Genomic DNA, 11836 nt, shown 5'->3' on the forward strand with positions numbered 1-11836 from the left:
ACTAAAAAAGCCCGGCTCATGGCCGGGCTTTTTGATCGGAGTGTTTGATGCCCCCCAAGAAGGTCGGAGGTGGACGTTAATTAGTCCGCTTTTTTCTTCATGCGTTTGCGACGGCCCAGGCGATGGGCCAGATCCAGCGACCAGGGAGCGATCCGCTTCAGATAATACAGGGCATAAGCGACCCAGCCGACCAGGCATAATCCCTGATCAGAATAGATGGCTTTAATGGTTCTCTGCGCAACCTGTTGAGGAGTCGTACAGATCCACCGCGGAGGAATCGGTGTTTTTTTCCCTATTCGGCCACAAGGTGCAGTCTCAAACAACCGCGTGGTGACAGGGCCGGGACAGATAGACGAAACTCCCAAACCCTGGCGACTGTATTCTGCCCTTAAAGCTTCGCTGAAGCCTTGAAGTGCGAATTTACTGACCTGGTAAGCGCTGAATCGAGCGCCGGCAACCAGGCCGCAAATACTGGAAACATTCACGATATGTGCTTCCGGGCGATTCAATAACAGAGGCAGTAATTCGCGCGTGATCTGAATCGGAGCGTGTAAATTAATCGCCAGCAGCCAGTCCCACTGCTCTGCCGACATCGTATCTGTCGGCCCGTAGAAGGCCACGCCCGCGTTATTCACCAGCAGATCAAGGGTCCCCCAGGTTTCGACAAGATGCTGGAGTTCAGCAGAAATCTGTTTCTGATCTGTCAGATCGCAGGTGCGAGTGATGACTTCCACTCCCACCAGCGAAACCGTTTCCGCAGTATCCGCAAGACCGGCTTCATCAATATCCCACAGAAAGAGATCGACCCCTTCCGCCGCCAGTTGCAGAGCGATTTCACGACCGATTCCTGATGCAGCTCCGGTGACTAATCCTTTTTTACCAAATAAATTCTGCATTCTGACGTACTCCTCTGTCTGCTCTGATCGCTACCCGCGCAGGGAGTGTATGACATCCTCTAATATGGGTAAAGGCGGTTCCAGCGGATAAGCGGAGGACGAGTCTAAGTCTTTTTTCACAGAGACTTTAATTGATTTTGCTGGTGGGACCTGCCAGAGAGATTAGGGACAGGCTACTCGTTGATGGCGGAATCGTCTTCAATCACTTCATGAAGTTGCCGGAGAACCAGATGGGGATCCAGATCTATCTGGCGGCAGACATATTCAAGCGATTTCCCCTGGCAGGACTGGTCGATTCCCAGAGTATCAAGCACACATTGGACTTCCGGGTATTCGATCACCCACTCTGTCACACTGGATTCCAGTCCCAGATTTGTCATAACACGCCATTCCTTGATTTGCACTTCAGTAGAGCCACACCGGTAATCATAACATACCACAACCGGACCCAAAACGAACAGGAGAACTGTCAGACCTGCAGAGCATCACGTTTTTCCTGGATCATCTGAATATGATGTGGGATATGGTGAGTAATTCGTTCCAGTAATTTAGCAACACTGACTTCCCCATCATGGGAATGCAGTCCTGTTCGCTGAAACTGTGCTTCACTGAGTGTTTTCAAGATACGAGCCATGTTCTGACGAACAACGGCAATTAATTGTAACTCCTCATCCATATCCCGTTGAGCATACGCCAGACGTTCTGCAAACAGATTGTGATCTGCTCCAGGCAGCGGCGGATGATCTTCCGCAATGATCCACTTCATTCGATCGGCGTATACCGGTTCGAAATCAGCAATGTGACAGACCACCTGTCGCGTGGACCATTTTCCGGGAATCGGGGCGGCATCCAGTTCTGCCGGGGACATGCCTTCAATAGCGCGACGCAGCGCTTCCGGTCCTGCCAGGTATTCTTCAATGCGCGTGGATATTTTCATGATGGACTCGAGCAGCAGAGAATGAAACGAGAGACCTGCCTGAGGCTTTTACCTGAGACTTTTAGCAGACAGGAGCGATGTCCTGATTATCCCGCATCAGCTCTGTAACTTCAAGTGGCTCAGTTTTTACCCATGAGAGCAAGTGGATGCTGCTTACTGGTTTCGAGAAGGGCGTGGTCCACGGCCGCCGCTGGTCAGTTCTGATTGACCGATCCCTCCTTTAATCGTGCCATCGGGGTTTTCTTCGACGGTTTTACCCAGAACAATATCGAAGTTGGCAGCCAGCTCACCCACTTTAGAATCGGGCAGCGGTTTGAAATCAACCAGGATGGTTTTTCGCTGCTCCGGGTTTCTGATCTGTCGATAGACGCCATCTTCTGCATTGAGTTCATGGCCATTGACCAACAACTGGGTCGTTAAAATCCGCTGTCCGTTCTTACTGACGGCAACATGGATATGCGGCGTGCGAAATCCGCGACCGGCCCGATAGGGAACCGGCTTGATCGTCCGGAAAAAATACTGCCCTTTCGAGTCGGTCATAAAACGACCATACCCCTGAAAGTTGCCATCGCGGCCCTCTTTGTTTTCGCCCCGCGTATGGATGTAAGAGGCTTTACTGTCCACCTGCCAGATTTCCACGAAGGCATTTCGCAGAGGCTGCCCTTTCGCATCCAGTACCTTGCCACCCAGGTAGGTGACTTCCCCCACAGCCGGTGTGAGAGCATCATTGATAATCAGCAGATCATTATCCGTATCCAGCGGCATCTTATCCGGATAAAACGGACCTTCGGTCATCGCAGGCGTGCGGGTCAACTCTTCCGCCATCAACCCGGGAGTCGTAAACGCCGCCATACTGAAGGCAGACCATTTTAGAAAATTCCGTCGTTTTAAATCCGATTGTGAGCCGCTCATCATATCACTCCTGTCTGCTGCCGGTGAAATCAGTTTATCCGTCAACCATTCTACCATTTAACAACAGCCAGTGAAGATGGTTTCGCAGAAAATCAGGTTTTACAGCCCGAATCAGCAGAATCAGAACGTCGCAGTCATGGCGTCCAGCAGATCGATATCGAATGTATTGGGAATGGTGACCAGCAATGTATTATACCCATCATCGTCGAACTTGATCGAATTCGGCGGCATATCCCCGGCATTCTTTTTGATGAGCACGACATTCTTGTCCCGAATCAGGAAAAAATGTTCCTTCAGCCCGTCCTCATCGAGACTCACAAACATGAGGACTCCTTTTTTCAGTTTCACGGACTGGACCCGGGAAAACAGGATTGTGCTGGCATGCGGATGTTTTGCGGCTTGAAACTCTGCGTTGTCATTTGTCAGCAGTTCACTGCCTCCCGATTCTGAAGGCCTCGTTTCCCCCAGGAAAAGGAGTGAAACACAAAACAGAATAATAATGATGGAAGACGCAGTCGTAAGTAGATCTTTCACTTGAGCTCACTCCCGCTTTCGGTGCCCGCGAAAGCTCATGCATGAAATTCTATTAATGCTAACCGGGATGAGTTCACAACACTCTTCCCCTGAACTTATCTGTTAGACAGCTATATGATGTAATCCGATGCAGTTTTTGTTCCTCGTTTTTCACTTTTTTAAAGAATCCGCAGTAAGTCACTGCATCCGCTGGAATTGAAAACTGCAGCCTGCTGAATGTCCTTCGCTGCTTTGTATTTTTTATTGAGGGAAAATTGAAAGAATGACGAACCCGTTCCCGGAATGCCGTCAGACCTGGAGATTTCCCCGCAGGTAACTGGTAGAAACCATTAAGCCTGTATTGTCCGGGCATCAACGCCAGACTGGCACGCCCCCGAGTGTGCGGTCCATTTCAGGCAACGTGCCATGCCAGATCTGGCAAAACACTACTCCCGCTTCCCGCTCTCTGTTAAGATAAACCGACAAACCTTTGATTGAGGAATTTTCGTTTCGAACAGAAAACGTGATTCACACACCACAAAGTTGATCTTCTTATAAGGAACTGCACCTTGAAAACCTACCATTCCTTCTCAAGCCTGGCGTTGCTGACCTGCCTGTGTGCCTGCCTGGGCAGCAGCAATTTGACATTCGCGGAACCGACGAAAGCACAACAGGCGGCAATCAGCCGGGCCAGCAGTGAAATGGCAGCAGCGGCCAAACGCTTCCTGGCCTCTCTTCCCGAGGAACAACGCCAGGCAGCCACCTTCAAACTTGACAGTAAAGAACGAGACAGCTGGTACTTCATTCCCGACTTCGCCATCAAGGACGACAAACGGACCGGCGTGCCCATGACAAAGATGACACCTCAGCAGCAGATTTTTGCCGTCACACTGCCTGCCACGGCACTCTCCCACCGCGGTTTTCTGGAGATGAACTCCATCCGCGCACTGGAGCATGTGCTTTTCGAACTGGAAGGCAAAGACTACCGCAACCCCGAACTCTACTACGTCTCGATCTTCGGCAAACCTGATCCCAAGGGAACCTGGGGCTGGCGATTTGAAGGACACCACCTGTCTGTGAATGTCACCATTGTTGACGGCAAGAAATTCTCGGTAACTCCTTCCTTCTTCGGTTCCAACCCTGCGACCGTCAAGCAGGGCCCGCTCAAAGGTGTCGAAGTTCTCAAGGAAGAACAGCAGCTGGCGTTGAACCTTGTTAAATCCTTCAATCCCGATCAGCTGGCCATCGCCACGATCGACACCTCAGATCTCGATAAAAAACTGCTGGCGAAAAGCGTGATCAAGGAAGTTCTTACCACCGACGATCCCGTCGTTGACAAAGGCATGATTCAACATAAAGGGATCCAGTATGCCGATCTCGATCCGAAACAGCAGAAAATGCTGCTGCGCCTGGTCAACACCTACCTGGGTCGCTTCCGACCGGAACTGCTCAAGGGAACCCGCTACCTGGGCAACCTGCGCGATGGTGACCATCTCTACTTCGCCTGGAGTGGCGGCCAGAAGCGGGGGGAATTCCATTACTACCGCATTCAATCCAAGGTCTTCCTGATTGAATTCGCCAACACCCAGAACGACGCCAATCACGTACACGCGGTCTTCCGCGAATTCGAAGGTGATTTCGGTCGCGACCTGCTCAAAGAGCATTTCACAAAGCATCACGGCCAATAATCTGCCTAAGTAAGTTTTATCATCGGGCCCGCTGAGCACACCCTCAGCGGGCCTGTTTTCATTTCAGAAGGGGAGCGAACTTCTCCCAACAATTTTGTGGACTGATTTTGCTTTAACAGTTACTTTAATGGGATGGAAAACATCCCTGTGGTAACCGCTGACAAAACAGCCCTCCAACCCCGGCGGTTCAACCGCTGGATTCGCACCGTCATTCTGATCGCCCTGGGTCTCCTGTTCCTGTTCTACTTTCCGGTGATCCGTGAAACCTATTTTCGTTGTGCAATCTGTGGCATGACACATATCGAGCAACGAGTTACCGCTTTCGGCTGTCTCATTTCATCATGGGAACGACCGACTGAATCCAGTGACTGGTATCAGGCCAATGTGGAACCGGAGCATAAACATGTCTGGGTCCGTGGTACTTATGCTGAAGGGAAAAACGTTTTCGGCCAGACAGTCTTGATGCAGCAACTCACCTCTCTTGCCTCGGGACCATTCAGCTGGCTGTATCTGGGTAATTACAAACAAATGGAAATCTATAAATTAAGCCCGGACCCGGCTCAGGCCCGAGTTCTACTGCTGAAGCTGGCGCACTTTGAACCTGAAGGCTCACCTGAAAGGAAAGTACAGGATGAAATCTATTCAAGATTTTGGGAATGGAGAATCAATGGAATGCAAGACCCCTGGCCGTTCGAAGAGGGGGAGTTCCTGAGCCCAGTTCAACCCACCGATCCAGATAATCCCCCATCCTCGCCAGATTGAAGAGACTTAATTTGTCTGTCAAACAGATCGGCCGAGATATGAAAAACCTCAGAGAAATTTTAAAAATCCCATACCTGAGCGAACCTGTTCAATCTTCTAAACGTCCGCATACACACATCAACCTCAATCACGGAAATCTAAAGGGCCCCTCTCCCTGGCCCAATCAGAGGATATCACATGCATCGAATCATCCGCGAATACCAGCCTGCAGACCTGAATGATGTTCTGGCAGCCTGGGAAAGTGCCACCCGTCTGGCCCATCCCTTTCTGCAGGAAGACTTCCTGGAACAGGAACGTCATAACATACCCAACCTTTATTTACCCAATGCAGAAACCTGGATTATCGAACAGGATCAACAGGTGATCGGTTTTATCGCCCTGTTGGGAAATGAAGTAGGTGCGATTTTTGTGAAGCCGGAATTTCATGGAACCGGCGCCGGCAAGGCACTCATGGACAAAGCACAGGAACTGCGGGGCGATCTGCAGGTCGAAGTTTTCGAAGCGAATGCTATCGGGCGTCAATTTTATGATCGCTATGGTTTTAAGGCACTGTCAGAATCGACACATGAACCGACGGGAAACCGATTACTCAGACTTCAATTCAATGCCGCTGTAAATTAAAATCAGATCCAACTTGCCTTCAACCTGGAAGTGGATTCATGCCTGCACACGAAAAAATCAACTACGTCGAATTCCCCGCCCGAGACCTGGCGGCAACCAAAGCATTCTTCGAGACCGTCTTCGGCTGGTCGTTTACTGATTTTGGTCCGGACTACACCGCCTTCGCGAACGAAGGACTGGATGGCGGCTTCTTCAAAGCAGAACTCTGTTCCACCACGGAGAACGGCGGCGCGTTACTCGTCTTTTACAGTGAGCAGCTGGAAGAAACCCTGTCCAAAGTAGAAGCAGCCGGCGGCCAGATCAGCAAATCCATCTTTTCCTTTCCGGGCGGCAGACGCTTTCAGTTTCTGGAACCCTCCGGAAATGAATTTGCGGTCTGGTCCGATCATCCCGGGCAATAAAACAGACAAAACATATCGGGAACAATAGCAGCAACAACCCGCCCTGTGGATTTTGCTTCTCGGGATTCGCCCGTCATATAGCCTGGACTGATAGGCCTGCGACAATCCCCAGCCCCTCTAATCCTCATATCCGCGCGGCCCTTTCTGCATAATTTCTTTTGATTATTGCCTCCAGTTCAGTAAGATGTGGTCCCATAAGCTACTATTTCGAAAATAGATGGCGTAGTTTTCCCTGTTTGGGAAGGCGGCGCGAAATAGAAATCACCCACAACATCATCATTTCCCTGGACTCACCCGAGTGAAACGAAAGGCTTTGTCATGAACTGGTATCTGGCGGTCCTCAAAAAGTATGCCGATTTCTCCGGTCGCGCGCGAAGAAAAGAATACTGGATGTTTATCCTGTTCAATATCCTCATCTCATTTGTCATCGGGATCCTCGGGGCGATTATTGGTGAAACAGGTGGACTCATTACGGTCTCGCTTTCCGGTTTGTACTCGCTGTTTATTTTCATCCCCAGCATCGCAGTCACAGTCCGTCGCCTGCATGATACCAATCGCACCGGATGGTGGATTCTGATCAGTCTGATTCCCTTCTTCGGGGCAATCATTCTGTTTATCTTCATGATTCTGGACAGCGATCCCAACGCGAACGCGTATGGTGAAAATCCCAAGCTGGCACCTGAGCCGCAATAAACGTTCTTTCTTGAACAAAATCAACAGGGAGAGAAAACGCGACCCAGCGACTGCTGCGTCGTGTTTCCCCCTGTATTCCCGCTTGACCCAACTTTGCTTCTGTGGACGGAAACGGTTTTCAAATGAACTGGTATCTGAAAGTACTTAAGAATTTTGCCACGCTCGACGGTCGTGCCCGTCGGCTGGAATACTGGATGTTTACCCTGTTCGACGTGATCTTCACAGTCCTGTCGTTTGTCGTCGGTGCCGTCCTGGGGCGAGTGCTGAACCTCGACGAAGCCCTGAATGGAGCAGGACTGGGGCTGATATTCTGCCTGCTTTACCTGCTGGTGGTCCTCATGCCCAAGCTCTCGGTCACGGTCCGACGTCTGCACGATACCGACCGCAGCGCACTCTGGCTGCTGGTTTTCCTGGTCCCCGGCATCGGTCCACTGGTCATGTTGATCATGATGATTCTGGAAGGAACCAGCGGCCCCAACCAGTACGGCCCCGATCCCAAAACGACCGTCGAACCGGCCGCCTGAGACAGACTGTCACCCCACTCCTTTCCCGCTGGAAAATAGCTTTCTCGATTCGTGAAAAAATAAGTCAATCAGGACTGTGCAAACGGTCGAATCAACGGTATATATCCTCCTGCAAATTCAACTTTCAACAACATGAGGTGCCATGTGAATTAAACACCGTGTGGACGAGGGGCTTCGTCAAGCCACAACCTGCGACCACACTCCTTCCTTTTGTGTATTAGAGATCCTAAATGATACACCCCAAAACTGAGTTGAAATTTATCAGCAACGAAATCGGCTACGGCGTCGTCGCCACCGAGTTCATCCCCGCTGGCTCCATCACCTGGGTCCTGGATAAACTGGACCGCGAGTTCAGTTCAGTCGAATTTCAGTCGATGGAAGACATCTACCAGAATATTCTGGATACCTACTCTTTTCGCAATAACCAGGGAAACCTGGTCCTCTGCTGGGACAACGGCCGCTACGTCAACCACAGCTTCAATTCCAACTGCCTGACCACCGCTTACGACTTCGAAATTGCCATCCGGGACATTCACCCTGGGGAACAGCTGACCGACGATTACGGCTACCTGAATATCCCCACTCCCTTTCGTGGTATTGATGAAGGAACCCGCCGCAAAATCGTGTATCCCAACGATTTGATCAAATACTACAAGATCTGGGACAAGAAACTGCTCAAGGTTTTCAATCGTATCCCCCACCTCCATCAACCACTGCAGGAACTGCTCACTGAAGAGATGTGGAATGAAATCGTGGCCGTTTCCAAGGGACATCAGGAAATGAAATCAATCCTCAACAACTATTACAACGATGAAAGCAGAACCGAAGAGCGGAAGCCCAGCAAAGAAAAGAATACTGCCGTTTAAACTTCTCCCCCATCAGCCCGGAGAATGATTGACACGTTCCCGCTCATGCTCCAGACTGGAAGCATGAGCGATCTTCCTTTTATCCGCTGCCTGGGCTGTGAAACAGCCGTGTTTGATCCAGGTCGGGCTTCCTGTCCCGGCTGTGGACGCTGCCCGGTGTGTGGAAGCAGGCGTTTCAAGACCGAAGTCAAAACCTGTCCGGACTGCGAATTGCCTTACTGCGACTGTTGTGGTCGCTGTCCTCAATGCAACGGGCTGCGGTACTCGGAAGAGATTCCCCCCTGTGAGTGCGGACATCCGCTGGACGCCGAGAAACTGGCAGACCTGGTACGCTATGAAGCCGTCGTGGGAGCAATCAGGCGGCCCACCCCCTGGGGTTGTCTCTGCGCTGCATTCACTCTGACTTTAGTGGCACTGCTGCTGATTTACGTCTGGAATCGTTAGACCAGGTAGCGTGGACAGCCCTGCATTCGCTAACGTTTTGCCCATTTTCTTCTTGAACTCCGGTTTTCCAGACTGCTACGATAACCCTGTTGCTGGCAGGAAGCGGGACTGGAAGCTACGCAGCCCCGACCTGGCAACAGGATTCGGGCATGTGTACCGTTTGTCAGGATAGAATTCCGGGATACTCGCTCAATTTCAACATAAGGGAGCGCACACATTTCACTATCGCATCGTCCAGACTATTATGCTCGTCGCCTGAAATTTTGCAGACGAGATAATAAAACGGGATACATGCTAACAAAGGAGATCTGTGATGGCTGATGAAAAACTGAATTTACCGGACAACTACCTGCTCTGGCTGGACAGCCTCGAGAATGAAGCCTACGCTGAATTCGACGAACGGGAGTGGGAGATCGCCAGTCGTGAAGAGCTTCAGGAACTGCTTGAGATCGACGATTACGAGGTCGCGTACATCGATCAGGCGAACCTGTATGTGAAACTGATCCAGGATATCACCGGCGATACAACGACGATGGATGATGAGGGTAACCGAATCCCCTTCTCCCGCATTGGCTCCTGGCTGACCATCGGCTACGACAACGAAGACCTGCTCTGTGTCGACCCGGCTGACAACTACTCCGTCTGGGGCTTCTATCCCAATGAAGGTGGCGACGTCGAAAAACTCGCGGACAACCTGGATGAATTTTTGGAAGGACTGGAACTGCTGGAATAAGCCATGATATCTCTGAATAAACTGATATCATTGCGGTTAAGGAATTCCTGATTTTTTATGCGAAGCATTGAAGAGTTTCGAAATCGACAACTGGAAATGCTGCCACATGCATTGAAACGACCTGCCATGTATGGGGGAAATGCCCCTGGAATCGCATTATCATTAGGCTCACTTTTATGGGATCTCTGCTGGATCGATGAACGCGAGAACGATTGGGAAGAATTCAAAGAAACTGATTTAAAGGGAAGTCGCGGAGTGCTGGGACAATTTGAGTATCAGCACTTTCAAATCCCGGACTACATCGCTGAAGTGGCCTCTACTTATGCCCAGGTGGCGCACAAACTCGATTACTTTCAACCAGATCGTGTCCTGAATGCTACGGAATGGAACGACCTGCAATCCACGTTGATTCCGGATTTTTTCGAACGTGACTGGACCCAGACTGAAATCTATGATCGCCTGGGACCGCCGTCTTATGAAAATTACAGTAGCGACACAAGGGTCGCCTGTTTTGCTCCTGAACCTGCCGCAGACTGGATCTTTTTCGATTTTTCGCGACGACTTCCCGATCACAGTGACTGGTTACAGACTCCGATCTTGAGGGATATTCGCAGAACAGAAAACCGATTTGAATTCTTCCCCTTCGCAGAATGGTGTCAGAAATAACATTAGAAGAAATTGACACATGCGCAAACGCCTCCGCAAAAAGAAACATCGGGGTGAGTTCATCGACTGGAATGTCGCCGTCACCGTGAACCTGGTACCCGGATCGGACTATGAAATATTTCTGGACGACTGGATCGAACAGGCCATCGAAGGAAATCACTGCTTTTTTGGGGGCTCCAGCACGCCACAGCAGATCGAGGGGACCATTCAACTGGGAACCGCAGCAAAGCAGCCCGAAAAGCGTCTGACGGACATCATCGACTGGCTCAATAACCGTCTCGATGTCTTGAATTTTCAGTTCAGCCCCCTCTACGATGGCTGGAATGGCCCGTTTCTGGATTCTGATGGTCGGGAAAAGATTTTTTAAATTAAGGCTTGACTAAAACAGACAGGTCTGTATATTTCAAGTATGAGCAAAACACAACGCCCCTCCAATGCCCGGAAACGCATCGTCGAAACAGCCGAGAAACTGTTTTATTCGGAAGGCATCCGTGCCGTCGGCATCGATCGTGTGATCGCCGAAGCCTGGGTGGCGAAAATGACATTATATAATCACTTTCCCTCGAAAGATGATCTGGTCGTCGAAGTCCTCAAATATCGGGAAGAACAGTTCAACCTGTATCTCAGACAACGCATGCTGGAACACCAGTCGCAGGGACTGAATTCACTCAAAGCGTTTTTTGCCGCGTTAAAGGACTGGTTCCAGTGTTCTGACTATCGGGGATGTGCATTTCTCAATGCCCTGGCGGAACTGGCGGACTCGAATCCCACAGCAACCGATTTTTGTTCAGACCACAAACGACGATTTAAGGAGCAACTGACCGAAATCATAATTGAGTCCGCAGGCACCCAGGCAGCAGCCGTTGCCCCGGCGATTTGTATTCTGGTGGAAGGCGCCATCGTGACTGCCGTCAGCGAAGGAAATGCTGATGCCGCCGGGATTGCCGAACAGGCGGCTGAAATCCTGATTTCACAAACAAAATAAAGAACCCGTTTCCTCTTTTTTTGACCATATCCATACAGACCTGTCTGTTTATTATATTTGTATTTCACTTACCCGCTTTTGTGTAAAATGTTTTGAAGGAGAAGAAAGATGCCACGTTTAATCGCCGTCAATCCCGCCACCGTCACAGGTCCCGCTAAAGCATTATTAGACGGAGTCCAGTCCAAACTCGGAATG

The 11836-nt window shown here is 50.5% G+C and carries 17 protein-coding genes; 12 read left to right on the forward strand and 5 right to left on the reverse strand.

The window, feature by feature from the left end; all coding sequences use genetic code 11:
* Positions 1-80: 80 nt before the first annotated feature.
* From AACZ40_RS24410 to AACZ40_RS24430, 5 genes are all read right to left on the reverse strand, one after another.
* A complete protein-coding gene (locus tag AACZ40_RS24410) occupies positions 81-896 on the reverse strand; it encodes an SDR family oxidoreductase (RefSeq protein ID WP_339676192.1) in 816 nt (271 codons plus the stop codon).
* Between the two features lie 173 nt (positions 897-1069).
* Positions 1070-1276 (reverse strand): hypothetical protein, encoded by a 207-nt coding sequence (locus AACZ40_RS24415; RefSeq protein ID WP_291179481.1) that lies wholly within the window; start codon positions 1274-1276, stop codon positions 1070-1072.
* An 89-nt stretch (positions 1277-1365) separates the two neighbouring features.
* On the reverse strand, positions 1366-1833 hold the full coding sequence (locus AACZ40_RS24420) for a DinB family protein (RefSeq protein ID WP_291179484.1): 468 nt from the start codon (positions 1831-1833) through the stop codon (positions 1366-1368).
* Between the two features lie 153 nt (positions 1834-1986).
* Complete coding sequence (locus AACZ40_RS24425) at positions 1987-2748, reverse strand: protocatechuate 3,4-dioxygenase (RefSeq protein WP_291179487.1); 762 nt, start codon at positions 2746-2748, stop codon at positions 1987-1989.
* Positions 2749-2865: 117 nt separating this feature from the next.
* Positions 2866-3279: a hypothetical protein gene (locus tag AACZ40_RS24430; RefSeq protein WP_291179489.1), complete on the reverse strand. Its 414-nt coding sequence runs from the start codon at positions 3277-3279 to the stop codon at positions 2866-2868.
* 548 nt (positions 3280-3827) lie between these two features.
* Between AACZ40_RS24430 and AACZ40_RS24435 the strand changes: the two genes are divergently transcribed.
* The 12 genes from AACZ40_RS24435 to AACZ40_RS24490 all read left to right on the forward strand — a co-directional run bounded on the left by AACZ40_RS24435 (position 3828) and on the right by AACZ40_RS24490 (position 11641).
* Positions 3828-4946, forward strand: a complete 1119-nt coding sequence (locus tag AACZ40_RS24435; RefSeq protein ID WP_291179492.1) for a DUF3500 domain-containing protein — start codon at positions 3828-3830, stop codon at positions 4944-4946.
* Between the two features lie 147 nt (positions 4947-5093).
* The gene (locus AACZ40_RS24440; RefSeq protein ID WP_291179495.1) at positions 5094-5708 is read left to right on the forward strand and encodes a hypothetical protein; all 615 of its coding nucleotides are present in this window, start codon (positions 5094-5096) and stop codon (positions 5706-5708) included.
* A 177-nt stretch (positions 5709-5885) separates the two neighbouring features.
* On the forward strand, positions 5886-6329 hold the full coding sequence (locus AACZ40_RS24445) for a GNAT family N-acetyltransferase (protein WP_291179498.1): 444 nt from the start codon (positions 5886-5888) through the stop codon (positions 6327-6329).
* 38 nt (positions 6330-6367) lie between these two features.
* A complete protein-coding gene (locus tag AACZ40_RS24450) occupies positions 6368-6730 on the forward strand; it encodes a VOC family protein (protein WP_291179501.1) in 363 nt (120 codons plus the stop codon).
* A gap of 318 nt (positions 6731-7048) precedes the next feature.
* The gene (locus tag AACZ40_RS24455) at positions 7049-7423 is read left to right on the forward strand and encodes a DUF805 domain-containing protein (RefSeq protein WP_291179504.1); all 375 of its coding nucleotides are present in this window, start codon (positions 7049-7051) and stop codon (positions 7421-7423) included.
* Between the two features lie 122 nt (positions 7424-7545).
* A complete protein-coding gene (locus AACZ40_RS24460; protein WP_291179507.1) occupies positions 7546-7947 on the forward strand; it encodes a DUF805 domain-containing protein in 402 nt (133 codons plus the stop codon).
* Positions 7948-8177: 230 nt separating this feature from the next.
* On the forward strand, positions 8178-8813 hold the full coding sequence (locus tag AACZ40_RS24465; RefSeq protein ID WP_291179510.1) for an SET domain-containing protein: 636 nt from the start codon (positions 8178-8180) through the stop codon (positions 8811-8813).
* A gap of 63 nt (positions 8814-8876) precedes the next feature.
* Positions 8877-9257 (forward strand): hypothetical protein, encoded by a 381-nt coding sequence (locus AACZ40_RS24470; protein WP_291179513.1) that lies wholly within the window; start codon positions 8877-8879, stop codon positions 9255-9257.
* Between the two features lie 313 nt (positions 9258-9570).
* Positions 9571-9990 carry an SMI1/KNR4 family protein gene (locus AACZ40_RS24475; protein WP_291179516.1) on the forward strand — a complete coding sequence of 140 codons (420 nt, stop codon included), beginning with the start codon at positions 9571-9573 and terminating at the stop codon, positions 9988-9990.
* Positions 9991-10047: 57 nt separating this feature from the next.
* A complete protein-coding gene (locus tag AACZ40_RS24480; RefSeq protein ID WP_291179518.1) occupies positions 10048-10656 on the forward strand; it encodes a hypothetical protein in 609 nt (202 codons plus the stop codon).
* A 19-nt stretch (positions 10657-10675) separates the two neighbouring features.
* On the forward strand, positions 10676-11023 hold the full coding sequence (locus tag AACZ40_RS24485; RefSeq protein WP_291179521.1) for a 50S ribosome-binding protein YggL: 348 nt from the start codon (positions 10676-10678) through the stop codon (positions 11021-11023).
* Between the two features lie 42 nt (positions 11024-11065).
* On the forward strand, positions 11066-11641 hold the full coding sequence (locus tag AACZ40_RS24490; protein WP_291179524.1) for a TetR/AcrR family transcriptional regulator: 576 nt from the start codon (positions 11066-11068) through the stop codon (positions 11639-11641).
* Positions 11642-11836: the final 195 nt, after the last annotated feature.

The organism is uncultured Gimesia sp., assembly GCF_963972345.1.
Taxonomy (GTDB): Bacteria; Planctomycetota; Planctomycetia; order Planctomycetales; family Planctomycetaceae; genus Gimesia.

Coding starts and splice junctions, on each gene's coding strand:
- AACZ40_RS24450 (WP_291179501.1), top strand. CDS start 6,368: ATGCCTGCACACGAAAAAATCAACTACGTCGAATTCCCCGCCCGAGAC.
- AACZ40_RS24425 (WP_291179487.1), bottom strand. CDS start 2,748: ATGATGAGCGGCTCACAATCGGATTTAAAACGACGGAATTTTCTAAAA.
- AACZ40_RS24465 (WP_291179510.1), top strand. CDS start 8,178: ATGATACACCCCAAAACTGAGTTGAAATTTATCAGCAACGAAATCGGC.
- AACZ40_RS24460 (WP_291179507.1), top strand. CDS start 7,546: ATGAACTGGTATCTGAAAGTACTTAAGAATTTTGCCACGCTCGACGGT.
- AACZ40_RS24415 (WP_291179481.1), bottom strand. CDS start 1,276: ATGACAAATCTGGGACTGGAATCCAGTGTGACAGAGTGGGTGATCGAA.
- AACZ40_RS24490 (WP_291179524.1), top strand. CDS start 11,066: ATGAGCAAAACACAACGCCCCTCCAATGCCCGGAAACGCATCGTCGAA.
- AACZ40_RS24475 (WP_291179516.1), top strand. CDS start 9,571: ATGGCTGATGAAAAACTGAATTTACCGGACAACTACCTGCTCTGGCTG.
- AACZ40_RS24410 (WP_339676192.1), bottom strand. CDS start 896: ATGCAGAATTTATTTGGTAAAAAAGGATTAGTCACCGGAGCTGCATCA.
- AACZ40_RS24455 (WP_291179504.1), top strand. CDS start 7,049: ATGAACTGGTATCTGGCGGTCCTCAAAAAGTATGCCGATTTCTCCGGT.
- AACZ40_RS24470 (WP_291179513.1), top strand. CDS start 8,877: ATGAGCGATCTTCCTTTTATCCGCTGCCTGGGCTGTGAAACAGCCGTG.
- AACZ40_RS24480 (WP_291179518.1), top strand. CDS start 10,048: ATGCGAAGCATTGAAGAGTTTCGAAATCGACAACTGGAAATGCTGCCA.
- AACZ40_RS24420 (WP_291179484.1), bottom strand. CDS start 1,833: ATGAAAATATCCACGCGCATTGAAGAATACCTGGCAGGACCGGAAGCG.
- AACZ40_RS24485 (WP_291179521.1), top strand. CDS start 10,676: ATGCGCAAACGCCTCCGCAAAAAGAAACATCGGGGTGAGTTCATCGAC.
- AACZ40_RS24445 (WP_291179498.1), top strand. CDS start 5,886: ATGCATCGAATCATCCGCGAATACCAGCCTGCAGACCTGAATGATGTT.